This is a genomic window from Microbacterium sp. SGAir0570, assembly GCF_005491085.2.
In the GTDB taxonomy this organism is placed as follows: domain Bacteria; phylum Actinomycetota; class Actinomycetes; order Actinomycetales; family Microbacteriaceae; genus Microbacterium; species Microbacterium arborescens.
In genome coordinates this window covers 2,365,305-2,388,512 of record NZ_CP027929.1, presented here as the reverse complement: position 1 = coordinate 2,388,512, position 23,208 = coordinate 2,365,305, and the positions used below count along the sequence as shown (strand labels likewise).

19 protein-coding genes are annotated in these 23,208 nt (G+C 70.3%); 9 read left to right on the top strand and 10 right to left on the bottom strand.

The window, feature by feature from the left end:
- Positions 1–14: 14 nt before the first annotated feature.
- The 4 genes from pflB to C1N74_RS11330 form a co-directional block, all read right to left on the bottom strand.
- Positions 15–2,288 carry a formate C-acetyltransferase gene (pflB, locus tag C1N74_RS11345; protein WP_023955163.1) on the bottom strand — a complete coding sequence of 758 codons (2,274 nt, stop codon included), beginning with the start codon at positions 2,286–2,288 and terminating at the stop codon, positions 15–17.
- A gap of 182 nt (positions 2,289–2,470) precedes the next feature.
- On the bottom strand, positions 2,471–4,078 hold the full coding sequence (locus C1N74_RS11340; RefSeq protein WP_137750558.1) for a Mur ligase family protein: 1,608 nt from the start codon (positions 4,076–4,078) through the stop codon (positions 2,471–2,473).
- 66 nt (positions 4,079–4,144) lie between these two features.
- Positions 4,145–4,846: a DUF1775 domain-containing protein gene (locus C1N74_RS11335; protein ID WP_103842245.1), complete on the bottom strand. Its 702-nt coding sequence runs from the start codon at positions 4,844–4,846 to the stop codon at positions 4,145–4,147.
- A 56-nt stretch (positions 4,847–4,902) separates the two neighbouring features.
- Positions 4,903–5,490, bottom strand: a complete 588-nt coding sequence (locus C1N74_RS11330; protein ID WP_137750557.1) for a hypothetical protein — start codon at positions 5,488–5,490, stop codon at positions 4,903–4,905.
- 56 nt (positions 5,491–5,546) lie between these two features.
- Here C1N74_RS11330 and C1N74_RS11325 point away from each other — a divergent pair, with 56 nt between their 5' ends.
- The gene (locus tag C1N74_RS11325) at positions 5,547–6,851 is read left to right on the top strand and encodes an RIP metalloprotease (RefSeq protein WP_064955600.1); all 1,305 of its coding nucleotides are present in this window, start codon (positions 5,547–5,549) and stop codon (positions 6,849–6,851) included.
- Positions 6,852–6,876: 25 nt separating this feature from the next.
- Here the strand turns inward: C1N74_RS11325 and C1N74_RS11320 are convergent, their stop codons facing one another.
- A complete protein-coding gene (locus C1N74_RS11320) occupies positions 6,877–8,814 on the bottom strand; it encodes an anthranilate synthase family protein (protein WP_137750556.1) in 1,938 nt (645 codons plus the stop codon).
- 238 nt (positions 8,815–9,052) lie between these two features.
- On the opposite strand from C1N74_RS11320, the gene ispG reads away from it, so the two are divergent.
- Positions 9,053–10,183: a flavodoxin-dependent (E)-4-hydroxy-3-methylbut-2-enyl-diphosphate synthase gene (ispG, locus tag C1N74_RS11315; protein ID WP_023955151.1), complete on the top strand. Its 1,131-nt coding sequence runs from the start codon at positions 9,053–9,055 to the stop codon at positions 10,181–10,183.
- Between the two features lie 147 nt (positions 10,184–10,330).
- Here ispG and pcp read toward each other — a convergent pair whose 3' ends face one another.
- Complete coding sequence (gene pcp, locus C1N74_RS11310; RefSeq protein WP_071919302.1) at positions 10,331–10,966, bottom strand: pyroglutamyl-peptidase I; 636 nt, start codon at positions 10,964–10,966, stop codon at positions 10,331–10,333.
- Between the two features lie 135 nt (positions 10,967–11,101).
- Between pcp and C1N74_RS11305 the strand changes: the two genes are divergently transcribed.
- Genes C1N74_RS11305 through C1N74_RS11295 form a run of 3 tightly spaced genes read left to right on the top strand, consistent with a single transcriptional unit; the run spans position 11,102 to position 14,630 of the window.
- Positions 11,102–11,638 (top strand): RNA polymerase sigma factor, encoded by a 537-nt coding sequence (locus tag C1N74_RS11305; RefSeq protein WP_258317917.1) that lies wholly within the window; start codon positions 11,102–11,104, stop codon positions 11,636–11,638.
- Positions 11,629–12,822 (top strand): hypothetical protein, encoded by a 1,194-nt coding sequence (locus C1N74_RS11300; protein WP_137750554.1) that lies wholly within the window; start codon positions 11,629–11,631, stop codon positions 12,820–12,822. Before C1N74_RS11305 ends, C1N74_RS11300 begins: the two co-directional genes overlap by 10 nt.
- A gap of 50 nt (positions 12,823–12,872) precedes the next feature.
- Positions 12,873–14,630 carry a proline--tRNA ligase gene (locus C1N74_RS11295; RefSeq protein ID WP_137750553.1) on the top strand — a complete coding sequence of 586 codons (1,758 nt, stop codon included), beginning with the start codon at positions 12,873–12,875 and terminating at the stop codon, positions 14,628–14,630.
- Positions 14,631–14,694: 64 nt separating this feature from the next.
- Here C1N74_RS11295 and C1N74_RS11290 read toward each other — a convergent pair whose 3' ends face one another.
- The 3 genes from C1N74_RS11290 to C1N74_RS11280 all read right to left on the bottom strand — a co-directional run bounded on the left by C1N74_RS11290 (position 14,695) and on the right by C1N74_RS11280 (position 17,413).
- Positions 14,695–15,504 carry a DUF1206 domain-containing protein gene (locus C1N74_RS11290; RefSeq protein ID WP_103842259.1) on the bottom strand — a complete coding sequence of 270 codons (810 nt, stop codon included), beginning with the start codon at positions 15,502–15,504 and terminating at the stop codon, positions 14,695–14,697.
- Between the two features lie 95 nt (positions 15,505–15,599).
- Positions 15,600–16,706, bottom strand: coding sequence for an NAD(P)-dependent alcohol dehydrogenase (locus C1N74_RS11285; RefSeq protein ID WP_088380190.1), 1,107 nt, complete (start codon positions 16,704–16,706; stop codon positions 15,600–15,602).
- A 98-nt stretch (positions 16,707–16,804) separates the two neighbouring features.
- The gene (locus C1N74_RS11280) at positions 16,805–17,413 is read right to left on the bottom strand and encodes an acetate uptake transporter family protein (protein ID WP_023955135.1); all 609 of its coding nucleotides are present in this window, start codon (positions 17,411–17,413) and stop codon (positions 16,805–16,807) included.
- A gap of 141 nt (positions 17,414–17,554) precedes the next feature.
- Between C1N74_RS11280 and nusA the strand changes: the two genes are divergently transcribed.
- From nusA to rbfA, 4 genes are all read left to right on the top strand, one after another.
- Complete coding sequence (gene nusA, locus C1N74_RS11275) at positions 17,555–18,541, top strand: transcription termination factor NusA (RefSeq protein WP_023955133.1); 987 nt, start codon at positions 17,555–17,557, stop codon at positions 18,539–18,541.
- Positions 18,542–18,571: 30 nt separating this feature from the next.
- Positions 18,572–18,823: a YlxR family protein gene (locus C1N74_RS11270; RefSeq protein ID WP_023955131.1), complete on the top strand. Its 252-nt coding sequence runs from the start codon at positions 18,572–18,574 to the stop codon at positions 18,821–18,823.
- A gap of 95 nt (positions 18,824–18,918) precedes the next feature.
- Complete coding sequence (gene infB / locus C1N74_RS11265; RefSeq protein WP_071919309.1) at positions 18,919–21,723, top strand: translation initiation factor IF-2; 2,805 nt, start codon at positions 18,919–18,921, stop codon at positions 21,721–21,723.
- A 133-nt stretch (positions 21,724–21,856) separates the two neighbouring features.
- Positions 21,857–22,294: a 30S ribosome-binding factor RbfA gene (rbfA, locus tag C1N74_RS11260; protein ID WP_071919310.1), complete on the top strand. Its 438-nt coding sequence runs from the start codon at positions 21,857–21,859 to the stop codon at positions 22,292–22,294.
- A 44-nt stretch (positions 22,295–22,338) separates the two neighbouring features.
- Here the strand turns inward: rbfA and C1N74_RS11255 are convergent, their stop codons facing one another.
- A complete protein-coding gene (locus tag C1N74_RS11255; RefSeq protein ID WP_137750552.1) occupies positions 22,339–23,205 on the bottom strand; it encodes an A/G-specific adenine glycosylase in 867 nt (288 codons plus the stop codon).
- Positions 23,206–23,208 lie beyond the last annotated feature (3 nt).

The window sequence follows — 23,208 nt, the reverse complement described above, 5'->3', positions numbered from 1 at the left end:
GGCGGACACGGGACTCAGACTCCCGTGTGGAAGGTGCGGCTGAGGACGTCGAGCTGCTGCTCTCGGGTCAGTCGCACGAAGTTGACCGCGTAGCCGGAGACCCGGATGGTCAGCTGCGGGTACTTGTCGGGGTTGACCATCGCGTCCTCCAGCGTCTCGCGCGTGAGCACGTTGACGTTGAGGTGGTAGCCGTCCGAGGCCATCTGCGCGTCGAGGAGTCCCACGAGGTTGCGGACTCGCTCGTCCGGCGTGCGTCCGAGCCCGCTCGGCGTCACGGTTGTGGTCAGCGAGATGCCGTCCTGGGCCTGGTCGAAGGGCAGTTTCGCGACCGACAGCGCCGCCGCCAGCATCCCGTGCGTATCGCGCCCGTTCATGGGGTTCGCGCCCGGGGCGAAGGGCTGGCCGGCACGGCGTCCGTCGGGGGTGTTGCCCGTGGCCTTGCCGTACACGACGTTCGACGTGATCGTCAGCACCGACTGGGTGTGGACCGCGTCGCGGTATGTCTGGTGCTTGCGGATCATCGACATGAAGTCCGACACCAGCTCGCGGGCGATCTCGTCGACGCGATCGTCGTCGTTGCCGAAGGTGGGGAAGTCGCCGTGGACGAGGTAGTCGACGACGAGACCCGATGCATCGCGCACCGGCTCGACCTTCGCGTACTTGATGGCCGAGAGCGAGTCGGCGGCGACCGAGAGGCCGGCGATGCCGCATGCCATGGTGCGCAGGACGTTCCCGTCGTGCAGCGCCATCTCCAGACGCTCGTAGGCGTACTTGTCGTGCATGAAGTGGATGCAGTTGAGCGCGTCGACGTACGTCTCGGCGAGCCACTCCATCATCACTCGGAAGCGCTCGCGCACGTCGTCGTACCCGAGCACGTCTCCCGAGACGGGGGCGGCGGCCGGCGCGATCTGCTTGCCGCTCACCTCGTCGCGTCCGCCGTTGATGGCGTACAGGAGAGTCTTGGCGAGGTTGACCCGAGCCCCGAAGAACTGCATCTGCTTGCCGACCGTCATCGGCGAGACGCAGCATGCGATCGCCGCGTCGTCACCGCACAGCGCGCGGATGTGGTCGTCGGACTCGTACTGGATCGACGAGGTGTCGATCGAGACCTGCGCGCAGAACTCCTTGAAGCCGTCGGGCAGCGCGTCGGTCCACAGCACCGTCAGGTTGGGCTCGGGTGCCGGGCCGAGGTTGTAGAGCGTCTGCAGGAATCGGAAGGCGGTCTTGGTCACGAGCGTGCGTCCGTCCTCGCCGACACCGCCGATCGACTCCGTCACCCAGGTCGGGTCGCCGGAGAACAGCGCGTCGTACTCGGGCGTGCGGAGGAACCGCACGATGCGCAGCTTGATGACGAGGTCGTCGACGAGCTCCTGCGCCTCGACCTCGGTGAGGATGCCGCGCGCCATGTCGCGCTGGATGTAGGCGTCGAGGAACGCGGTGTTGCGCCCGAAGCTCATCGCGGCGCCGTTCTGCTCCTTCACCGCTCCGAGGTAGGCGAAGTACAGCCACTGGATCGCCTCGCGGGCGGTGGCGGCGGGCCGGGTGATGTCGAAGCCGTACGAGGCGGCCATCTCGGCGAGTTCGTGCAGGGCGCGGATCTGCTCGGCGTTCTCCTCACGCGAGCGCAGGATGTTCTCCGTCGAGGGGTGCATGTCGAGTTCCGCCCGCTCGACGTTCTTCGCCGCCACGAGCGCGTCGGTGCCGTACAGGGCGACGCGCCGGTAGTCGCCGATGATCCGGCCGCGACCGTAGGCGTCGGGAAGGCCCGTGATGATGTGGCTGCTGCGGGCGCGGCGGACGGCCGGCGGGTACACGTCGAAGACGCCGTCGTTGTGGGTCTTGCGGTAGCGCGTGAAGATCGTCTCGAGGGTCGGGTCGACCGGATAGCCGTACGTCTCGAGGGCTCCCTTGACCATGCGCCAGCCGCCGTTCGGCATGATCGCGCGACGCAGCGGCGCGTCGGTCTGCAGACCGACGATCAGCTCGTCCTCGCGCCGGATGTAGCCCGGAGCGTGCGACGTGATCGTCGAGGGGGTGAGGGCGTCGACGTCGTACACGCCGCGCTCGCGCTCCGCCGGGAACATCTCGCTGAGCGTCTGCCAGAGCCCGGTCGTGCGGGCCGTCGGTCCCACGAGGAACGACGCGTCGCCGGTGTAGGGCTCGTAGTTGCGCTGGATGAAGTCGCGGACGTCGATGTCGTCCTGCCACGGGCCCGGGGCGAAGCCCTCCCACGCGGCGGGGACCGCGTCGTCGTCGTGTGCTGTCGTGGTCGGGATGACTGTGCTCATCGTGGGTCCTTCGTCCTGTCGGAAGGCCCGCCGGGGAGCGGGGAAGGCGCTGGTCGTGCCTGCCGCGGCGTGCCTGCGGCCGACGTTACGCCCGGGCCGCAGAGGGTGCGGCGATCGTGCACGGGAGCGACAGGACGGCGGGGGACTGCCGATTTTTCACAGTGGTCCGACCACAAACGCGCTCAGTCGGCGTAGGGCACGGCCCAACTGGGCTCGGGCACCGGCCAGCCGGCATCCCGAAGCGCTCGACGAGCGAGCTCGCGAGCCGAGTAGGGCGTGCGGACTCCGCGGATGTCGCGGTAGTCCTGGTGTCCCGGGCCGGCCCACAGGATCGCGTCGCCCTCTCCGACGAGCGAGACGGCTTCGATGATCGCCTTCTCCGGCGGCGACGACTCGCGGATGTCGGCATCCGGTCGCGCTCGCCGAGCGCCCTCGAGCAGGGTGGCCCGAATCGCGTCGGGATCCTCGAAGCGCGGGTGGTGGTCGGTCACGATCAGGATGTCGCTGCCGAGGACGGCCGTCGCCCCCATGTCGTGCCGCTTGGTCTTGTCGCGATCGCCGTCGGCGCCGAACACCATCACGACGGTCCCGGGGGTCACGCGCCGCACGGCGGCGAGGGTCTTCTCGAACGCGTCGGGGGAGTGCCCGAAATCGACGTACACGGCCGGCCCGCGGTCGCCCGAGACGCGTTGCGTGCGGCCGGGCAGGTGCGCATCGATGCGGTGCCCGTCGAGCACGCGCACGAGCTCGTCCCACGCGTATCCGCCCTCGAGGAGCATGACGATCGCGAGACCGGCGTTCGCGGCCATGTGCCGTCCGATCACCGGAACCGTCGTCGTGAGCTGTCGGCCACCGGGCCCGACCAGCCGGAACTCGGTGCCGTCCTGCCGCTCTTCGACGATCTCGACGGTCCAGTCCGCTGTCGCTGCGGGGGTCTCGGCGATCGCCGGAGTGATGATCGTCGTCACGGGGATCTCCGCGCGCGCCACGATCTGCGCGCCGGCGTCGGAGTCGAGGCACACCACCCCACGTCGCGCCCGGTCCGCGAGGAAGAGCGGCAGCTTCGCCTCGAAGTACTCCGCCATGTCTCGGTAGTCGTCGAGGTGGTCGTGGGTGAGGTTGGTGAACCCGGCGACGTCGAAGACCACTCCGTCGACGCGGTGCCGGGTCAGCGCTTGCGCGCTCACCTCGACGGCGACCGCGTCGACGCCGCGCTCGCGCATGAGGGCGAGCAGCGCGTGGAACTCCGAGGCCTCGGGGGTCGTGAGCCGCGACACGATGACGTCGCCCGCGATGTGGCGCTCCGCCGTCGAGGACAGGCCGGTGACGACTCCGAGCTGACCGAGGATCCCCTCGATGAGGTGAGAGACGCTGGTCTTGCCGTTCGTCCCGGTCGTGCCGAACAGCAGGGGGAGACGGTCCTCGCGGCCGGTTCCGTAGACCCAGGCCGAGAGCTCGCCCAGTCGGGCCCGCGGATCGTCGACGACGACGATGGGCAGACCGGCGTCGGCGGCGAGCTCGGCCCCGCGAGTGTCGGTGACGATGGCCGCTGCGCCCGTCGCGGCGGCCTGCGCTGCGAAGTCGGCACCGTGCCGGACGGCACCCTGGATCGCGACGAAAGCCTCGCCCGGGCGTAGATCTGCCGTCGCGAGGGTGATGCCCGTCACGGTGACGTCGGTGGCGGCGCCGACAATCCGCCCGCCGACGTGCGCCGCGAGCTCTGTCAGGGAGCGGCGCGGCGGACTCTCGGGGCGGAGGACGGGAGGGAGGTTCGGGGCGTCGGTAGGCATTGCGACCATTGTCTCACCCGGGTTCCGGGGCGGCCGCGTCGATTGACGCGCCCGCCCCGGCTGTGCTCAGGCGCGTCGGCGGGTGATGGCCAGGACGAGCGCTGCGGCCGCGACGACGAGAGCCCCGGCCGAGAGCCAGATGGGCAGAGGATCGGCCGCGGACGAGGATGCCGCGGTCGTCTCCGCGTCGGCCGCATCGGCCGTGTCGCCGGACGAGTGGCCGCCCTCGGAGTGTCCGCCGTGCGCGTCGGCCGCCGCTGCTCCGACGACCACGACGGGAGCCGGGTATTCGAGGTCGTCCGGGTCCTGACCGTCTTCAGCGACCTGCACCCAGGCGGCCTCGCCGGTCTCGCACTGCTGCGTGACGGGGAAGGCGAAGCTCTCGCCCTCGGCCGAGCCGGGGAAGATCACGTTCATGCCGGCAGAGGCGGCGTACGCGTCGGGGATGGGCGCGACCGCCGTGTACGTCACGCGTGTGGGGACGCCGTTCTCGCCCGCCTCGGTCGTGATGGTCCACGCGCCGTCGATGACGGGGGTCGCGCCCTGTGCCTCGGCGGGGATGTCGACGACGAGTGCCGTCGTGGGCGACCCGTCGCAGCCGTGGCTGAACGAGAAGTCGATACGGGTCGAGCCGTTGGCGGCGACCTCCTCCGGCGTCACGTGCACGTGTGCCGAAGCGGCGAGCGGGAGGGCGAGGGCGAGGGCGGCGCCGGCGGTCACGCCGACGGCCAGGCGCGCACGGCGGCGCGCGGTCATGGTGCGGGTCATTGTCATCTCTCAGAACATGCGGGCAGCGTCATGCGGCCCGCTACGGGAAGGGGAGGTCACACGGTGGCGACCGGCGGACCCCGGAGTGACAGAGAAAAACGGAGGCGACGTGCCGCTGCGACGCGTTCGCGGCGCGGGACGGGACGGAGCATCGGAGTCCGCGCACGAACCGAGGGCGACATCAATCGCACGAACCGCAGGATGCCCCGATGGATGGCGCGCACCAGGCGTTCGCCGGCGACGAGCGTGGCGACGGTCACGGCTGCGGCGAGAACATGCGTCGCCGTCATTCCCGAGCTCACGGCGTGCGTATGCGCGAGAGGCGCGAGGGCGGGGAGCCCCCCGCCGTGGGTGTGCGGGACCGGCGCCGCCGGATCAGCGGCACCCGCGATCGAGAAGAAGGTGTGGAACAGGCCCTGACTGGCGAGGACGACCAGGCCGGTGCGCCATGCCGAGGGTGCGCGGCCGACGAGCCAGACGGCCGCGGGCGCCGCGAGCAGCGTCGCGACGACGATGAGCCAGAGCGGCGCCAGCCCGCCCGAGATGGTGTGGGCCGTGGCGGCGAAGACGGTGGCGATCGCGGCGGAGGCGGTTCCCCGCAGCGCGCGAGCACGCCGCACTGCCGCACTCTGCGCCCGCTCCATGGTGGGAGTTTACGGCCTGGGCCGATTCAAAGACTCGGCGGGTACTCTGAGCGGTCGTGACCGTCCTCGCTTTCGTCATCGGCGTCGTGCTGCTCGTCGTCGGGCTCGCCGTCTCGATCGCGCTGCACGAGGTCGGGCACCTCGTCCCCGCCAAGCTGTTCGGCGTGCGTGTCGGCCGCTACATGATCGGCCTGGGGCCGACCCTCTGGTCGCGGCGCTTCGGCGAGACCGAGTACGGCGTGAAGGCCCTGCCTCTCGGTGGCTACATCTCGATGTCGGGCATGTATCCGCCGGCACCCGAGGATCCCGAGGCCGCCACCCGGCGCAGCGGTCGCTTCTTCGGGGCGATGGTGCAGGACGCCCGCCTCGCCAACGCCGAGACCCTCGTCGAGAACGACACGCGACCGGCGTTCTACCAGCTGTCGGTGTGGAAGCGCATCGTCATCATGGTCGGCGGGCCGCTCATGAACTTCGTACTCGCGATGGTGCTCTTCGGCATCGCGCTGAGCGCCATCGGACTGCCGAGCGTTTCGACGACGATCGCGGGCGTGAACGAGTGCGTCGTCCCGGCCGGCGTCGAGCGCACGACGTGCGAGCCCGGTGATCCCGTCTCACCGGCCGCGGCAGGCGGCATCCGCCCCGGCGACATCATCGTCGCCGTCGACGGCACCGAGGTGACGGGCTACGTCGAGGCGACCGCGATCATCCAGGCGTCGCCGGGGCGCACGATCCCGATCATCGTCGAGCGCGACGGCGACCGCGTCACGCTGGAGGTCACCCCGATCGCCGCCGAACGCCCCGTGATGGCCGCGGACGGGACGACCGAGGTGAAAGAGGTCGGCTTCGTCGGTATGACGGGAACGCGTATCAACGTGCCGCAGCCGATCTGGACCGGACCGCAGGCGGCGGTCGAGCGGCTCGGCGCCGTCGCGAGCGTCATCTGGCAGCTGCCCGTCAAGGTCTACGAAACCGGAGTCGCCCTCGTCACCGGTGGGGAACGCGATCCCGATGGGCCGCTGTCGGTCGTCGGCGCCGGGCGCATCGCGGGGGAGGTAGCCGCGACCGAAGCGCCCATTCAGGACCGCGTCGTCGACCTGCTGAGCCTGCTCGGCTCGCTCAACATCGCGCTGTTCATCTTCAACCTGCTGCCCCTGCTGCCCCTCGACGGCGGACACGTCGTGGTGGCCCTCTGGGACGGGATCAAGCGTGCCTGGGCGAAGCTCTTCCGCCGCCCGGCGCCGCGGCCGGTCGACGCCACGAAGCTCGTGCCCGTCACTTTCGTCGTCGTGATCGCGCTCATCGTCATGGGCGGGACGCTGATCCTCGCCGACGTCTTCAACCCGATCTCGATCCTCGGCTGACGCGCTCGCCGCGCTGCGGCGGCGGTCAGGTGGCGACGGGCTCGAGCGCGAACCCGATGAGCCGCTCGAGCGTCGGCAGGCCATCTCGAGACAGGATCGACTCGAGGTGCCCCTGCACCGACGCATACGCGGGACCGCGTAGCGCGTACACGTCACCCGACGACGGGTCGGCCGCGATCTCGGTGTCGCCGAGGCGGTCGGTGCCGGGAGCGACGCGCGCCGTGAACGTGTTGTAGAACCCGATGGATGCCGGCTGCCCGAACACATCCACGCTCTTCTGCAGGCCCTGATGGGGCGACGCGAGAGGGGCCAGCGCGATGCCGAGCCGGTCGGCCAGGATCTGGTGGCTGAGGCAGACCGCGAGCAGCGGAGTGCCCGCGTCGGCGCGCCGGCCGACGAGCTCTCGCATGCGGGCGATGCGAGGGCTCGCGCCGTCGCGCGGATCGCCCGGGCCGGGACCGAAGACGACGAGGCCGGCCTCGTCGACCGCGGCATCCGTCACCTCGTGCCAGGGAGCGATGCGAACGGTGAACCCGAGGTGGTGCAGCTGGTGTCCGAGCATCGTGGTGAAGCGGTCCTCGGCGTCGACGACCAGCACCTCGCGGCCCGCGTACGGCCCGCCCTCGGCGGCCTGCGGGTCGAGCCAGAACTGCGCGAGACGCGCGTTGCGCGAGGAGAGCAGGGCCGCGATGGTCGGATCGTCGCCGAGCCGCGGGCGGTGCGCGGCCGGCGCGTCCTCGTCGACGGCCGTCGTGTCGGCGATCGCCGCGGGCGCTTCGTCGCGGTCGACGGCGCCGATCGCGCCCAGGACGCCGGCCGCCTTGCCGTGGGTCTCGCCCACTTCGCCCGCCGGGTCGGAGTGCCGCACGAGCGTCGCGCCGACCGGCACGCGCAGCCGGCCGTCGACGAGGTAGGCCGTGCGGATCAAGATGGGCGCATCGAGGTCGTGGCCGCCGCCGGCCGCGGGCGTGAACAGGGCCGCGACGCCGGAGTAGTAGCCGCGGGGCGTGCGCTCCTGCCGCGCGATCACGGTGCACGCGTTCTGCATGGGCGATCCCGTGACGGTGGGGGCGAACATCGTCTCGCGGAGGATGTCGCGCGGATCCATCGTGCTCGAGCCGCGCAGCATGTACTCGGTGTGGGTCAGGCGCGACATCTCCTTCAGATGCGGCCCCGTGATGCGGCCCCCGTCGGAGCAGACGGCCGACATCATCTTCAGCTCCTCGTCGACGACCATGAACAGTTCCTCGGTCTCCTTGGTGGAGGAGAGGAACTCCGTCAGGGTCTCGGCCGTCGCGCCGCCGCGGGGATGCCGGAAGGTGCCGGAGATCGGGTTCATCGTCACGATGCTCGTCCCGGGCTCCGCCGGCGCTCCGCTGCGCGCGCTGACGTGGGCCTCCGGACTGGCGCCGACCGCGACGTGACCGTCGGTCACGACGAGGAAGGTCCAGTACGCGCCGCGCTCATGCTGAAGCAGTGCGCGGAACCAGGTCAGGCCGGCGGTGACGGCATCCGTCTCGACCGTCGCGGTGAAATCACGGCGGATGACGAAGTTGGCTCCCTCGCCGCGGCCGATCTCGTCGGCGATGACGCGGCGGACGATGTCGGCGTAGTCGTCGTCGGAGATGTCGAACCCGGCGTCCTCGAGCGGCACCCGCTCCGACGGCAGCTGGCGCAGTGCCTCGGCCAGGGGCAGGGAATCGTGGTCAGCGACGCGCAGGCAGCGCAGTGGCGCCCGGTCGTCGTGACAGACGAAGCCGCGTTCGACGACCTGACGGAACGGCACGAGGGCGAGCACCTCGCGCGGTGTGCCGTCGGCATCGTCGAGCGGGATGTCGGCGAGCCGGTCGACGTCGACGACGTCGCCGCGGAGAACCTCGACGCTCGCCCCGTCGCGCGCGATGAGCGCGAACGGCTCACCGCTCGCGGCGAGATCGGTCAGGGTCGGGAGGGAACCGGTCATCGTCGTCTTTCTTCGTCGGAGCGCCCGCCCCACGAAGAAGACCGCCGGGCCTTCAACGCCGGGCGGTCTGAAACGTGTGCACGTCGAACACACCGCCTAGGCGGTGTGCCACCAGGAGAGGCGCGTGCGCATGGGCCGAAATTATCACACCCGCACGAGGGATGCGGTGTCGCGCGGCTCCCAGCCCGTCTGCGGCCCTGCCGCGTAGGCTGTGCCCGTGCCAGCTGTCAATCTCGGGATGCCCCAGGTTCCGGACGTCCTCGCCCCCCGCCGCAAGAGCCGGCAGATCCGTGTCGGAAAGGTGCTCGTCGGGGGAGGAGCCCCCGTCAGCGTGCAGTCGATGACGACGACACCCACCACCGACATCAACGCAACGCTGCAGCAGATCGCCGAGCTCACGGCGTCCGGCTGCGAGATCGTGCGCGTCGCCGTACCCTCGCAGGACGACGCGGACGTGCTGCACATCATCGCCAAGAAGAGCCAGATCCCCGTCATCGCCGACATCCACTTCCAGCCCAAGTACGTCTTCCAGGCGATCGACGCCGGATGCGCCGCGGTGCGCGTGAACCCGGGCAACATCCGGAAGTTCGACGACCAGGTCGGAGCGATCGCGAATGCGGCGAAGGCCGCGGGCGTCTCGCTGCGTATCGGCGTCAACGCCGGTTCTCTCGACCGTCGTCTGCTGGAGAAGTACGGCAAGGCGACCCCGGAGGCCCTCGTCGAGAGCGCGGTCTGGGAGGCGTCGCTCTTCGAGGAGCACGACTTCCACGACTTCAAGATCTCGGTCAAGCACAACGACCCGATCGTCATGGTCAAGGCCTATCGGCAGCTCGCCGAGCGCGGTGACTGGCCCCTGCACCTCGGGGTGACCGAGGCCGGCCCGGCGTTCCAGGGGACGATCAAGAGCGCCACCGCGTTCGGCATCCTGCTGGGAGAGGGGATCGGAGACACGATCCGCGTCTCGCTGTCGGCGCCGCCGGCCGAAGAGGTCAAGGTCGGACACCAGATCCTGCAGTCGCTCAATCTGCGGGAGCGCAAGCTCGAGATCGTCTCGTGCCCGTCATGCGGGCGCGCGCAGGTCGACGTCTATACGCTCGCCGACGACGTCACGGCGGGTCTGAAGGATGTCACCGTGCCGCTGCGCGTCGCGGTCATGGGCTGCGTGGTGAACGGGCCGGGCGAGGCTCGCGAGGCCGACCTCGGCGTCGCGTCGGGCAACGGCAAGGGCCAGATCTTCGTCAAGGGCGAGGTCATCAAGACCGTGCCCGAGTCGGAGATCGTCGCGACGCTCATCGAAGAGGCCCGCCGTATCGCCGACGAGCTGGGCCCCGACGCGCCCCTCGGTACGGCGCAGGTCGTCACCGCCTGAGATCGGTTCCGTGACGCGGCGGAGAGTCGCCGGTCGTCGAACTGGACGTGGCTGGCGCGACCGACGCCTCCGCCATTCCTCGACCTCGTGGATCAGATCCTCGGACGGATGCTCTTCGCGTTCTCGAGCTGACGAGCCAGCTGCCTCTCACCAGATGGAGCCTGCTGTATACGAGTGGTCGATCTCGGTGTCCAACGACGTGCGGATGGCGATGCGCAATGCTTGCGCAATGTCAGAGAGCGGCAGCGACGGCTGGTCCTCGGGTGCATTCTCGGTGGCGTAGGGAACGTGGATGAAGCCGGCGGCGCGATCGCCCGGCTCGCCGCCATCCAGGGCCGTGAACATCACGTGGTTGCAGACGAAGGTGCCCGCGGAATACGAGATCGAGGCGGGGATGCCCGCCGCCATGATGTCCGCGGCGATCGCTTTCACGGGCAGCGTCGCGAAGTGTGCGTCGGGCGCGTGCCGGACCGACGGCTCGTCGACGGGCTGCTCGCCACTGTTGTCCGGGATCCGCGCGTCCTTGAGGTTGAGCGCGACGCGTTCAACGGCGATCCCCGTGCGGCCCCCGGCCAGGCCGGTCGCGATGATGACGTCGGGGGAGTGCTCGACGATGAGCTCGAGCAGCTGCAACCTGGCCCCGTGAAAGGTCACCGGCAGCACCGCCATGACCAGGTTCTCCGGGCCCGTCCAATGGTCGGCGACCAGGTTGACCGCGTCGCCCGATGGGTTCGTCGCGTCTCCGCCGAAGGGTTCGAACCCGGTCAGTAGCACGGTTCTCATCAGTTCAGGCTAGGCGCCTGCTCCGACATTCGATCGGTTCACGTCGCTGCTCCGCGGCCTCCGGTACGGTCGTCATCCGCTCAGATTAGTTCGCACGACCGCGAACCTTCTCGGTGGTGCCGGACACTACAGGGTGTGGGAGATGATGAAGCCGCTGCATGGCAGCGACTGCGGGCGGGCGACGAGTCCGCGCTGGGAGACCTGTTCGACAGATACGAGCCGCGGCTGTTCCGGCACGCGACCCGGCTGCTGACCGACCGCGAGGACGCGAAGGACGCGGTCGCCATCGCGTTCTTCGAGCTTTGGCGCAAGCGCACAGGCGTGCGCCTGGTCGACGGGTCGCCGCTGCCGTGGCTGCTGACGACGGTCGCGAACGCGGCGCGCAATCTCGAGCGAGCGGGGCGGCGCTACCGAGCGTTGCTGGCGAAGACCCCGGCGGCGGCGGCATCCGCAGCACCGTCCGCCCACGACGAGAGCGGTGTGCTCGCGGCACTCAAGCAGCTGCCGGCCGGTGAGCAGAGCGTCGTCGTCCTCAGCGTGCTCGAAGGCTACCCGGAGCGCGACGTCGCTCAGACCCTGGGCATCCCGGTCGGCACGGTGAAGTCACGCCTCTCACGGGCGAAGAGCCGGCTACGAGACGAGATGACGGCGCTGGAGGCATCGTGGATCTGAACGATCAGCTCACCCCGAACGAGCACGGCGATCTGCGCGATCGTGTCGTCGGTGGCGCCAAGCGGATGCGGGCAGCCCGCGCCCGCCGCTCGCGCATCGTCGCGGGAGCGGCCGCGTCGGCCCTCGTGGCCGTCGTCGTCGCTGGCGTCACCTTCGCGGCCCTCCGCCCGGACGACCGCATCGCGACTCCCGTCGAGACGTCCACGCCGGCCCCGACGCCGACGCCCACACCGACTCCGACCGGGGAGCCAGCGCCCACCCCGACAGCGACCCCGGATCCGGAGCCGCAGCTGCTCGCCCCGACCATGGCCTTTGAGGGCGACTGTGCGCAGGTGGTCGATACGGGCGCGCTGTCGGCGTCCCTCGGGGTGGAGGTCGGGCCAGCAACGGACGTCAGTACACCCGAGGTTCGGACGCTCGGTGGGCTCGGCTGCTCGTGGGAATCCGCAACCTTCGAATCCGTGACGGTCTACGCCCTTCCAGCGAGCGTCGTTCCCGCCGGCGTCGTCTCGACATACTCCGACACGGTGTGCGAGGGTTTCAGCTACGACAACGAGGGTTGCCGTCGGGCGTTGTCCGATGACGACACCTGGATGCTCGTGACCGTCAGCGGCTTGTTCGGTCAGGCTGCTGGAGTCAGCAACGAGGTCGTCACTGCACGACTCGACGCGGTCGCCCCGCTCTTCATCTCAGCCCTTGCGGATGCGGGTCGACCGACTCCGGCCGCTCGAACCGCCGCGTGGTGGTCTCCGACGACCTGCGATGAGCTGCTGCAACAGGTCTCGGTGGCCGACATCCTCGGCACGACCGATTTCGTCGAGGGCTACCCGTCGGCTTTCGGCGCGGACGTTCATATCGAGATCGCGCGCGACGCGGGGCTCGGCACCGTCTGCCGCTGGTACGCGCCGAATTCAGCGCGTCTCGACGCCGTCATCGTGACGATCTATCCCGGAGGCGCGTGGGAATGGGATCGGCTTGCCGCAGGTGACAGGCGACAAGACGTTCCGGTGTCAGTCGACGTCGCGGGCGCGACCGAGGCCGTGCGGGGCGTCGGTGCTATCCGTCCCGACAGCTCGTACCTCCTCGCGACCGATGGCGTGAATGTCGTCGAGATCATGGAGGCGCCGGACGTCGTGGATGCCGCCGAGCGCGTGCTGTCGGCGATGCGAGACGCGACGGGATGACGAACGTTCGTGCGCACATCGCGGCCCCGCGGGATCCGTAGACTCGACTCGTGGTCACCCGTATGTCGCACCTGTTCCTCCGCACGCTCCGTGAAGACCCCGCGGGCGCCGAGGTCGCCAGTCACAAGCTGCTGATCCGCGCCGGCTATATCCGACCGCAGGCGGCGGGCATCTTCGCGTGGCTGCCGCTCGGCCTGCGCGTCAAGGCCAAGATCGAGCGCGTCGTGCGCGAGGAGATGGCCGCGGCCGGCGCCCAGGAGGTGCACTTCCCGGCCCTGATGCCGCGCGAGGCGTACGAGGCGACGGGGCGCTGGGAGGAGTACGGCGACCTGCTGTTCCGTTTGCAGGACCGCAAGGGCGGCGACTACCTGCTCGCGCCCACGCACGAGGAGGCGTTCACGCTCCTGGTGAAGGACCTGTACTCGTCGTACAAGGACCTGCCGCTGACGATCTACCAGATCCAGGACAAGTACCGCGACGAGGCGCGCCCCCGCGCCGGTCTGCTGCGCGGCCGCGAGTTCACGATGAAGGACGCCTACTCGTTCGACGCGAACGACGCGGGGCTCGAGGCGAGCTACCAGGCCCAGCGCGACGCGTACGAGCGCATCTTCCAGCGCCTCGGTCTCGAGTACGTCATCGTCCAGGCGGATGCCGGCGCCATGGGCGGGTCGCGGTCGGAGGAGTTCCTGCACCCCACGCCCGTCGGCGAGGACTCGTTCGTGCGCTCGGCGGGCGGCTACGCCGCGAACGTCGAGGCGTTCACCACGGTCGTCCCCGAGGCGGGGCCGGTCGACGGGCTGCCGGAGCCGGTCGTCTTCGACTCGCCCGACACCCCCACGATCGAGACGCTCGTGGCACACGTCAACGCGAACCTCGAGGGCGACTACACCGCGGCGCACACGCTCAAGAACGTCGTGCTGGCCCTCACGCACCTCGACGGAACGCGCGAGCTCGTCGTCGTGGGCCTGCCCGGCGACCGCGACGTCGACGACAAGCGCGTGGAGGTCGCCTTCGCGCCGGCCGAGGTGGAGCCGGCGACGGCCGAGGACTTCGCCGAGAACCCGCTGCTGGTCAAGGGGTACATCGGCCCCTGGTCGCCCGAGGGCCCGGTGCTCGGCGAGGAGTCGGCCACCGGCATCCGCTACGTCCTCGACCCCCGCGTCGTCGACGGCACCTCGTGGATCACGGGCGCGAACATCGACCAGAAGCACGTCCACTCCCTCGTCGCGGGTCGTGACTTCACGGCCGACGCGTTCGTCGAGGTCGCCACCGTGCGCGAGGGCGACCCGGCCCCCGACGGCTCGGGTCCGGTCTCGATCGCGCGTGGCATGGAGATCGGCCACGTCTTCCAGCTCGGCCGCAAGTACGCCGAGGCGCTGGGGCTGAAGGTCCTCGACGAGAACGGCAAGCTCGTCACGGTCACGATGGGGTCGTACGGCATCGGCGTGACCCGCATCCTGGCGATCATCGCCGAGCTCAACAACGACGAGCGCGGACTCATCTGGCCCGCATCGGTCGCGCCGTTCGACGTCCACGTCGTGGCGACGGGCCGGGATGCCGCGGCCTTCGAGCTGGCCGAGCAGCTCTCGGGCGAGCTCGAGGCGGCGGGCCTGGAGGTCGTCTACGACGACCGCCCGAAGGTGTCGCCCGGCGTGAAGTTCGGCGACGCCGAGCTGGTGGGTGTGCCGCGCATCGTCATCGTCGGGCGCGGCGCGGCCGACGGCCAGGTCGAGCTGTGGGACCGCCGCACGGGGGAGCGCGAGACCGTCGCGGTCGCCGACGCTGTCGCTCGACTCACCGCCCGCTGATCTCAGCCTCCGGTCGCCGGATGCCGCGCAGGTCGCGGCATCCGGCGCACTCCTTGCTGCGGATTCAGAGGTCGGCGTAGCGCGCGCGGAATACGGTGAACACGCCGTAGGCGATGAGCCCGGCTCCCACGACGACCACGATCTCGGGGCCGAACGTCAGGTCGAGCAGCGCTCGGATCGCGGCATCCAGGCTGCCGGCCTCCTCGGCGCGGGACCTCACGGCGGCGACGATGAGCACTCCGCCCAGCGACCCCAGAGCGATGCCCTTGGCGATGAAGCCGAGAATCCCGAGGCCCTCGACGGCGCGACCGACGGCGCCATCGGGGATCGTCATCTTCGTGTGGAACGAACGGCGCACGCCCATGACGACGAAGACCACTCCGGCGACCGCGACACCGACCCCGACGAGCACGATCGCGAAGACCCCGCCGGGAAGCGCGAGGATGCCGCGGCTCGCGTCGCGCGCGGCCTCGTCGGCCTGCGGACGTGCACCGAGCGCCACCGCGGCGGACAACCCGCCGAAGAACAGGAACACGACCGCCTGTCCCCACTCCGAGACCCGCAGCGCCCAGACGGCCGCGCCGCGCCGCCGCCGCGAGGCGAGCATGCCCTCGGCGAGATGCCACACGCCCAGCGCCGCCAGGAGCGCGGCCGCAGCCCACAGCGCGACGAAACCGAGCGGAAGCTCCGCGACCGCGCGGAAGGCCCCCGTCTGATCGGCGTCGCGCTCGCCGCCGAAGGCCACCGCGACGATGAGCGACCCGATCAGCAGGTGCACGAAGCCGTTCGCGACGTAACCGCCTCGGGCCAGCACACGTGCCGCGGGATGCCGTTCGACGGCGCTCGCCGCGTCGTGCACCCCGTGTTCGGCCATCCCGCGAGCCTACGGCCTCCCGCGCCCGACCAGACGGATCGGGCCGGAGCGCGCACCCATGTGCATGCTCCGGCCCGATCGGCGTATCCGGACCGTCAGTCCATGACGAGGACGGCCTTGACCGCCTTGCCCGACTGCGTGTCGGCGATGGCCTGCTCGATCTCCGAGAACGGGTACTTCGTGATGAGCTGGTCGAACGGGAAGCGTCCGGCCTCGTGCAGCGCGAGCATCTCGGGAATGAACTTCTGCGGCACCGCGTCGCCCTCGATCGCGCCCACGAAGGTCTTGCCCGAGCCCGAGATCGAGGCGAGCGCGATCTCGGTGCCCGGCTTCGGCACACCGACCAGCGCGATCTTCGCACCGAATGCGGTGGCGGCGACGATCGTGTCGACGACGGCGGGAACGGCGGTGGTGTCGACGGCGTAGTCCGCGCCGACCCCGCCGGTGATCTCGAGGATGCGTGCGACCGCGTCCTCGTCCTTGCTGTTGACCGTGTGTGTGGCGCCGAGCTTCGCCGCGAACTCGAGCCGCTCCGGGATGATGTCGACCGCGATGATCGTCGTGGCGCCGGCGACCTTCGCGCCCATGATCGACGACAGGCCCACGGCGCCGGTGCCGGTCACGATGACCGATGCGCCGGCGGGGACGTCGAGCGAGTTGAGCACGGTGCCGGCTCCCGTCTGCACGCCGCAGCCGAGGGGTCCCGCGATCTCGACGTCGGCGGTCGCGGGCAGCTTCACCGCGTTGCGGGCCTCGACGATGACGTGGCTGGCGAACGAGGACTGTCCGAAGAACGACCCGTGCACGGCGGAGCCGTCGGCCGCGGTCATGGTGGCCGAGCCGTCCTCGCGGGCTCCGCCGAAGTTGAGCGCCATGAAGTTGCGGCAGTAGGCCTCGCGTCCCGTGAGGCAGTTGGTGCAGTGGCCGCACGAGGCGAACGACACCGCGACCTTGTCGCCGACGGCGTAGCCGACGACGGCGTCGCCGACCTGTTCGACGGTGCCCGCGCCCTCGTGCCCCAGGACGAACGGGAACGCCGCGGGGATGTGACCGTGCTGGACGGCGAGGTCGGTGTGGCACAGGCCGGTGGCGGCGACCTTCACGAGCAGTTCGTTCGGACGGATGTCGTCGAGGACGATCTCCTCGAAGGTGAACGGGGCGTCCTGGCCGTGGAGGACGGCGGCGTGCGCGTTGGTGGTCATGTGAGGTTCCTTTCGCGTTGCGGTCGCGGCGGCAGAGCCGTCGTCGCGACCGATGTCACGATCGGGCGTCGTCTCCCGCAGCGCGGGCCGCCCGGTCCTCAAACAGTATGCGCCTGAATCGATACAGGTGAGGCGGGCCGGAACCACGCGGGGCCCAGAGGCAGGATGCTGCGGCCCAGCGTTCGCGTGTAGAACTTCTCGAGAAGCATGTACGCCGCGAGTGCCGACGCGACCAGCAGCGCGACCGAGCCTGCTGCCCCCACGGCCGCCGGCCCGCCGAACGCCGTGATCGTCTGCAGTCCGAGGCCGACCGCGACCGCGAGCAGCGTGACGGGCAGCACGGTGTTGCGCGATGCCGCCGAGAGGGCGAACACGAGCGCCAGGATCGAGAACATCAGCGTGAACACGCCGCGTGCGGGTCCTTCGACCTCGAAGAACCCGAGCTCGCCGCCGAGCAGGAAGCCGGGCATGCAGATCCAGTACCACCCGAAGGCGTTGTAGACGATGAAGTGGAAGTCGTCGCCCGCGAAGTAGGAGAGCATCCCCGCGGTGACCTGGACCACGCCGCCGAAGACGGCGCCGACCCAGAACACCGGGCTCTCGTTCTGCAGCCCGAGATGCTCCAGCTGCGCCGTGAGGGTGGCGATGACGAAACCGAGCAGTCCGATCAGTCCGGGGTCTGCGAGGCGGGGAGCGCGTTCGGTCATGCCCCCAGTATCGCGAGATCATCCGCCGATCGCGGTCTCCTCGGGGCCGGGCAAACACGTTCACAGCCCCATCGGGTAACGTGGGATGGATGCCGGGAGCGCGAAACGCGCCCGGACAAGAGCTGAATATGGAGGGCCCCCATGGACATCGATCTCTCACTGCTGCGCACCGTCGAGCGAGAGAAGGAGATCCCCTTCGACGAACTCGTCCGCATCATCGAGCAGGCGGTCCTCACGGCGTACGCCAAGCACACCTCGCCCGACGGCGAGCTGCCCGAGGGGGCTCGTGCGGAGCTCGACCGCAAGACCGGTCACGTCGCCATCTACGTGCCGCTGCGCGATGAGGACGGCGCCGTCATCGGCGAGGAGGAGTCGACTCCCGACGACTTCGGCCGCATCGCCGCGTTCGCCGCGAAGCAGGTCATCAGCCAGCGCCTGCGCGACATCGCCGACGACGCCGTGCTGGGAGAGTTCCGGGGCAAGGAGGGCGACATCGTCGCCGGTGTCATCCAGCAGGGGCCGAACCCTCGCATGGTGCACGTCGACCTCGGCACGATCGAGGCCATCCTCCCGCCCGAGGAGCAGGTCGCGGGCGAGGAGTACCGTCACGGTTCGCGCCTGCGCGTGTACGTGACCTCGGTCTCCAAGGGCACCAAGGGTCCCTCGATCACGGTGTCGCGCACCCACCCCGGACTCGTCCGCAAGCTCTTCGCCATGGAGGTGCCCGAGATTGCCAACGGTCTCGTGGAGATCACCTCGCTGGCCCGTGAGGCCGGTCACCGCACGAAGATCGCGGTCAAGGCCAACGACCCCTCGATCAACGCCAAGGGCGCCTGCATCGGCGAGCTGGGCCGCCGCGTCCGCGCCGTCACGGAAGAGCTCGGCGGCGAGAAGATCGACATCATCGACTACAACGCCGACCTGCCGACCTTCGTGGCCAACGCGCTGTCGCCGGCCAAGGTGACCTCGAGCTTCGTGCTCGATGCGGCTACCAAGGCCGTTCGGGCGCTCGTCCCCGACTACCAGCTGTCGCTCGCCATCGGCAAGGAGGGCCAGAACGCCCGCCTCGCCGCGAAGCTCACCGGCGCCAAGATCGACATCCAGCCCGACTCGATCCTGGAGTCCTGACGAAACCGGGAACTCGGTCGAGGGGGTAGAATGGAACCTGTTCGAACGTGCGTGGGCTGCCGCGCGCGTGCCTCCCGGTCCTCACTCCTGCGAGTCGTGGCCCGCGACGGCGTCTTGATCGCAGATCGAGCCGCGTCGCTGCCGGGCAGGGGCGCGTGGGTGCACGAGACGCGCGAATGCATGGATGCCGCACTGCGGCGCCGCGCGTTCGGACGAGCCCTGCGGGTGTCCGGCCCACTGGACACGCAGGATTTCCCGATTGATCACCAGCGCAAAGGCTGAACGGCTATGGACACGAAGTGAACGGCTCGAAATGAGACCCGTCCGCGCTTAAGCGGTCCGCCCTGTCCGAGGGTGGGCCTTCAGACAGGAGAATTGTGGCAAAACCACGCGTACACGAGATCGCTTCCGAACTCGGCGTCGACAGCAAAGTCGCGCTCGCGAAGCTGAAGGAGCTCGGCGAGTTCGTCAAGAGCCCCTCATCCACCATCGAGCCCCCCGTGGCTCGCAAGCTGCGGGCTGCGCTCGAGGCTGAGGGCGGCTCCGCTGCCGCGGCCCCCGCTCCCGCGGCATCCGGCGGTGCCAAGCCCGGTGCTGCGCGCCCGGGCGCCGGCAAGCCCGGTCCCGCCGGCGCCAAGCCCGGTCCGGCCGCCAAGCCCGGTCCGGCCAAGCCCGCCGCTCCGGCTGCGCCGGCCGCTCCCGCTGCACCTGCGGCGTCCGCCCCGGCGGCTCCGGCGGCCCCTGCCGCACCTTCGGCGACCCCCGCCGCGCCTTCGGCTCCGTCGGCTCCGACGCCCGGGGCCGGCAAGCCCGGTCCGGCCAAGCCCGCCGGTCCCACGCCCGGTGGCTCGCAGCCGCCGCGTCCCGGCGGCGCGCGCCCCGGCAACAACCCCTTCGCCCCCTCGCAGGGCATGGGTCAGCGTCCCGCCGGTCCGCGTCCGGGCAACAACCCCTTCGCGTCGGCGCAGGGCATGGGTCAGCGGCCCACGCCTGGAAACATCCCGCGTCCGCAGGCTCCGCGTCCCGGTTCGCCGCGCCCCGGTGCTCCGCGTCCCGGTGGCGCCGGTCGCCCCGGTGGCGGCGGTCGTCCCGGCGCGCCCTTCCAGCAGCGTCCCGGCGGTCCCGGTCGTCCCGGCGGTGCCGGCGGCGGCTTCCAGCGTCCGGGTGCTCCCGGCGGCGGCTTCGCCGGTCGTCCCGGCGGCGGCGGTGGTCGCGGTCGCGGCCCCGGCGGCGGAACCGCGGGTGCGTTCGGAAAGGGTGGCGGCAAGTCCAAGCAGCGCAAGTCGCGTCGGGCGAAGCGGCAGGAGTTCGAGATGCGGTCGGCGCCGGTCGTCGGCGGCGTCAACGTTCAGAAGGGCAACGGCGAGATCATCCGCCTGCGCCGCGGCGCATCGATCGCCGACTTCGCCGACAAGCTCGAGGCGCTGCGCGGCTACACCGTGCAGCCCGGCACGCTCGTGACGATCCTGTTCAACCTGGGTGAGATGGCCACGGCCACCGAGTCGCTCGACGAGGCCACCTTCGAGGTGCTCGGCGAGGAGCTCGGCTACAAGATCCAGATGGTCTCGCCCGAGGACGAGGACAAAGAGCTCCTCGAGGGCTTCGGTCTCGACCTCGACGCCGAGCTGGAGGCCGAGAGCGACGAAGACCTCGAGATCCGTCCTCCGGTGGTCACCGTCATGGGCCACGTCGACCACGGTAAGACGCGACTGCTCGACGCGATCCGTCAGACCAACGTGGTCGCGGGCGAGGCCGGCGGCATCACGCAGCACATCGGTGCGTACCAGGTCTGGACCGAGCACGAGGGCATCGAGCGTGCGATCACCTTCATCGACACCCCGGGTCACGAGGCGTTCACCGCCATGCGTGCCCGTGGTGCGCAGGTGACCGACATCGCGATCCTCGTGGTCGCGGCCGACGACGGCATCATGCCGCAGACGGTCGAGGCCCTGAACCACGCGCAGGCCGCCAACGTGCCGATCGTGGTCGCGGTGAACAAGGTCGACAAGCCCGACGCCAACCCGGCCAAGGTCCGTCAGCAGCTCACCGAGTACGGTCTGGTCGCCGAGGAGTACGGCGGGGACGTCATGTTCGTCGACGTGTCGGCGCGACAGGGCACCAACATCCAGGAGCTCCTGGACGCCGTGCTGCTCACCGCCGATGCCGGTCTCGACCTCACGGCGAACCCGAACAAGGCTGCACGCGGTGTCGCGATCGAGGCGAAGCTCGACAAGGGCCGCGGTTCGGTCGCCACGGTGCTCATCCAGTCCGGAACGCTCCGTGTCGGCGACGCGATCGTCGCGGGAACGGCCTACGGCCGCGTCCGCGCCATGATCGACGAGAACGGCGACCCGGTCGAAGAGGCCTACCCCTCGCGTCCGGTGCAGGTGCAGGGTCTGAACTCGGTGCCCCGAGCCGGCGACGTGTTCATCGTCACCGAGGAGGACCGCACCGCGCGTCAGATCGCCGAGAAGCGCGAGGCCGCCGAGCGCAACGCCCAGCTGGCCAAGGCCCGCAAGCGCATCTCGCTCGAGGACTTCACCCGCGCTCTCGAAGAGGGCAAGGTCGAGTCGCTCAACCTCATCATCAAGGGTGACGTCTCGGGTGCCGTGGAGGCCCTCGAGGAGTCGCTGCTCAAGATCGAGGTCGACGACTCCGTGCAGCTGCGGATCATCCACCGCGGCGTCGGCGCCATTACCGAGTCGGACATCAACCTGGCGACGATCGACAACGCGATCGTCATCGGCTTCAACGTCCGTCCCGACACGAAGGCTCGCGAGCGCGCCGCCCGCGAGGGTGTGGACGTCCGGTTCTACTCGGTCATCTACAACGCGATCGACGACGTCGAGCAGTCGCTCAAGGGCATGCTCAAGCCGGAGTACGAAGAGGTCCAGTCGGGTGTGGCCGAGATCCGCGAGGTGTTCCGTTCTTCGAAGTTCGGCAACATCGCGGGTGTCATCGTCCGCTCGGGCACGATCACGCGCAATGCCAAGGCGCGCGTCATCCGCGACGGTGTCGTGATCGCCGATGGCCTGGCCATCGAGTCGCTCCGCCGGTTCAAGGACGACGTCACCGAGGTCCGTACGGACTTCGAAGCGGGTATCGGCCTCGGCAAGTACAACGACATCCAGATCGGCGACGAGATCGAGACGACCGAGATGGTGGAGAAGCCGCGCGGCTGATTTCGTCAGACGCTACGGCGTTGGATGCCTCCTCGATAACAGGACCCCCGAGACCCCGACTATCGAGGAGGCATCCAACGCCTTCGCTGCCTCCATCCGCCGAGCGGGTGGAGGGGAAGAGGGAGAAGAAGGTATGTCCAGCGAACGTCAGTCGCGTCTGGCCGATCGCATCCGCGTGCTCGTCGCGGAGCGGCTGGAGAAGGGGCTGCGTGATCCGCGCCTCGGCTTCGTGACCATCACCGACGTGCGGGTCACGGGTGACTTGCAGCACGCGTCGGTGTTCTACACCGTGTACGGCTCCGACCAGGAGCGTGCCGACTCCGCCGATGCGCTGCGCGCGGCGACGGGCATGCTCCGCAGCGAGGTCGGCCGAAAGCTCGGCGTCCGGGTCACCCCGACGCTCGAGTTCATCCTCGACGCGATTCCCGAGAACGCGGGCCACATCGAGCACTTGCTCCGCGAGGCGCGCGAGCGGGATGCCGCTACCGCCGCCACCGCGACCGGCGCGAGCTACGCGGGAGAAGCCGACCCCTACGTCAAGCCTCGCGAGGCCGACGAGGACGAGGACTGAGGAAGAGGGATGCCGCGGCACAGCGGCATCCCTCTTCTGTCCGGTCAGCGCGGCAGACGCAGCCGACCGTCGACGGCTTCGACGAGGCCGTCGACCACGAGTGAATCGATCGCACGGTCGCGCTGAGCCGCATCGGGCCAGTCGCCGATGACGTCCTCCGCGGCGACGTCGTGAGTCGTCGCTGCGCGCAGGACCTGCAGGATCGCGCCTCGCGCCTGCCGGTCGCTGCCCTCGTAGCGCGCCTGCTTCACGCGGGTGTCGCCGGTGTCGGGATAGCCCGCGGCACGCCACGCGCAGCGGTCGGCCAGCGGGCACGCGTCGCACCGCGGTACGCGCGCCGTGCACACCAGCGCACCCAGCTCCATCGCCGCCGCGTTCACGACAGTCGACGCGGCGATGTCGTCGGGCAGGATCTCGGCCATGTCGACGAGGTCGCGTTTGGCCGCCGGACCCGGCTGTGAACGGCCCTGGACGGCCCGCGCCAGAACTCGCCGGGTGTTGGTGTCGACGACGGGGTGCCGGTCGCCGTAGGCGAAGACCGCGACGGCACGTGCCGTGTAGTCGCCGATGCCGGTGAGCGCGAGCAGATCGTCGACGTCACGGGGGACGACGCCGGCGTGGCGGTCGCGGATCTCGACGGCGGCGCGGTGGAGCCAGAGCGCACGTCGTGGGTACCCCAGGTTCGCCCATTGCCGGACGGCGTCGGCGGGGGCCGCGGCGGCGAGATCCGCCGGTGTCGGCCATCGCTCGAGCCAGGCCTCCAGCAGCGGGATCACACGAGCCACGGGCGTCTGCTGCAGCATGAACTCGCTGACCAGCGTGCCCCAGGCGTCGAATCCGGGCCGTCGCCAGGGAAGGTCGCGCGCGTTGTCGCGGTACCACGCGATGAGCGGCGAGGCGAGGTCCGGCATCCG

Coding starts and splice junctions, on each gene's coding strand:
- C1N74_RS11285 (WP_088380190.1), bottom strand. CDS start 16,706: ATGACCACCAACGCGCACGCCGCCGTCCTCCACGGCCAGGACGCCCCG.
- ispG (WP_023955151.1), top strand. CDS start 9,053: ATGCCCCAGGTTCCGGACGTCCTCGCCCCCCGCCGCAAGAGCCGGCAG.
- C1N74_RS11335 (WP_103842245.1), bottom strand. CDS start 4,846: ATGACCCGCACCATGACCGCGCGCCGCCGTGCGCGCCTGGCCGTCGGC.
- C1N74_RS11255 (WP_137750552.1), bottom strand. CDS start 23,205: ATGCCGGACCTCGCCTCGCCGCTCATCGCGTGGTACCGCGACAACGCG.
- C1N74_RS11280 (WP_023955135.1), bottom strand. CDS start 17,413: ATGACCGAACGCGCTCCCCGCCTCGCAGACCCCGGACTGATCGGACTG.
- C1N74_RS11290 (WP_103842259.1), bottom strand. CDS start 15,504: ATGGCCGAACACGGGGTGCACGACGCGGCGAGCGCCGTCGAACGGCAT.
- pcp (WP_071919302.1), bottom strand. CDS start 10,966: ATGAGAACCGTGCTACTGACCGGGTTCGAACCCTTCGGCGGAGACGCG.
- C1N74_RS11330 (WP_137750557.1), bottom strand. CDS start 5,490: ATGGAGCGGGCGCAGAGTGCGGCAGTGCGGCGTGCTCGCGCGCTGCGG.
- rbfA (WP_071919310.1), top strand. CDS start 21,857: ATGTCCAGCGAACGTCAGTCGCGTCTGGCCGATCGCATCCGCGTGCTC.
- pflB (WP_023955163.1), bottom strand. CDS start 2,288: ATGAGCACAGTCATCCCGACCACGACAGCACACGACGACGACGCGGTC.
- C1N74_RS11270 (WP_023955131.1), top strand. CDS start 18,572: ATGGAACCTGTTCGAACGTGCGTGGGCTGCCGCGCGCGTGCCTCCCGG.
- C1N74_RS11320 (WP_137750556.1), bottom strand. CDS start 8,814: ATGACCGGTTCCCTCCCGACCCTGACCGATCTCGCCGCGAGCGGTGAG.
- C1N74_RS11340 (WP_137750558.1), bottom strand. CDS start 4,078: ATGCCTACCGACGCCCCGAACCTCCCTCCCGTCCTCCGCCCCGAGAGT.
- nusA (WP_023955133.1), top strand. CDS start 17,555: ATGGACATCGATCTCTCACTGCTGCGCACCGTCGAGCGAGAGAAGGAG.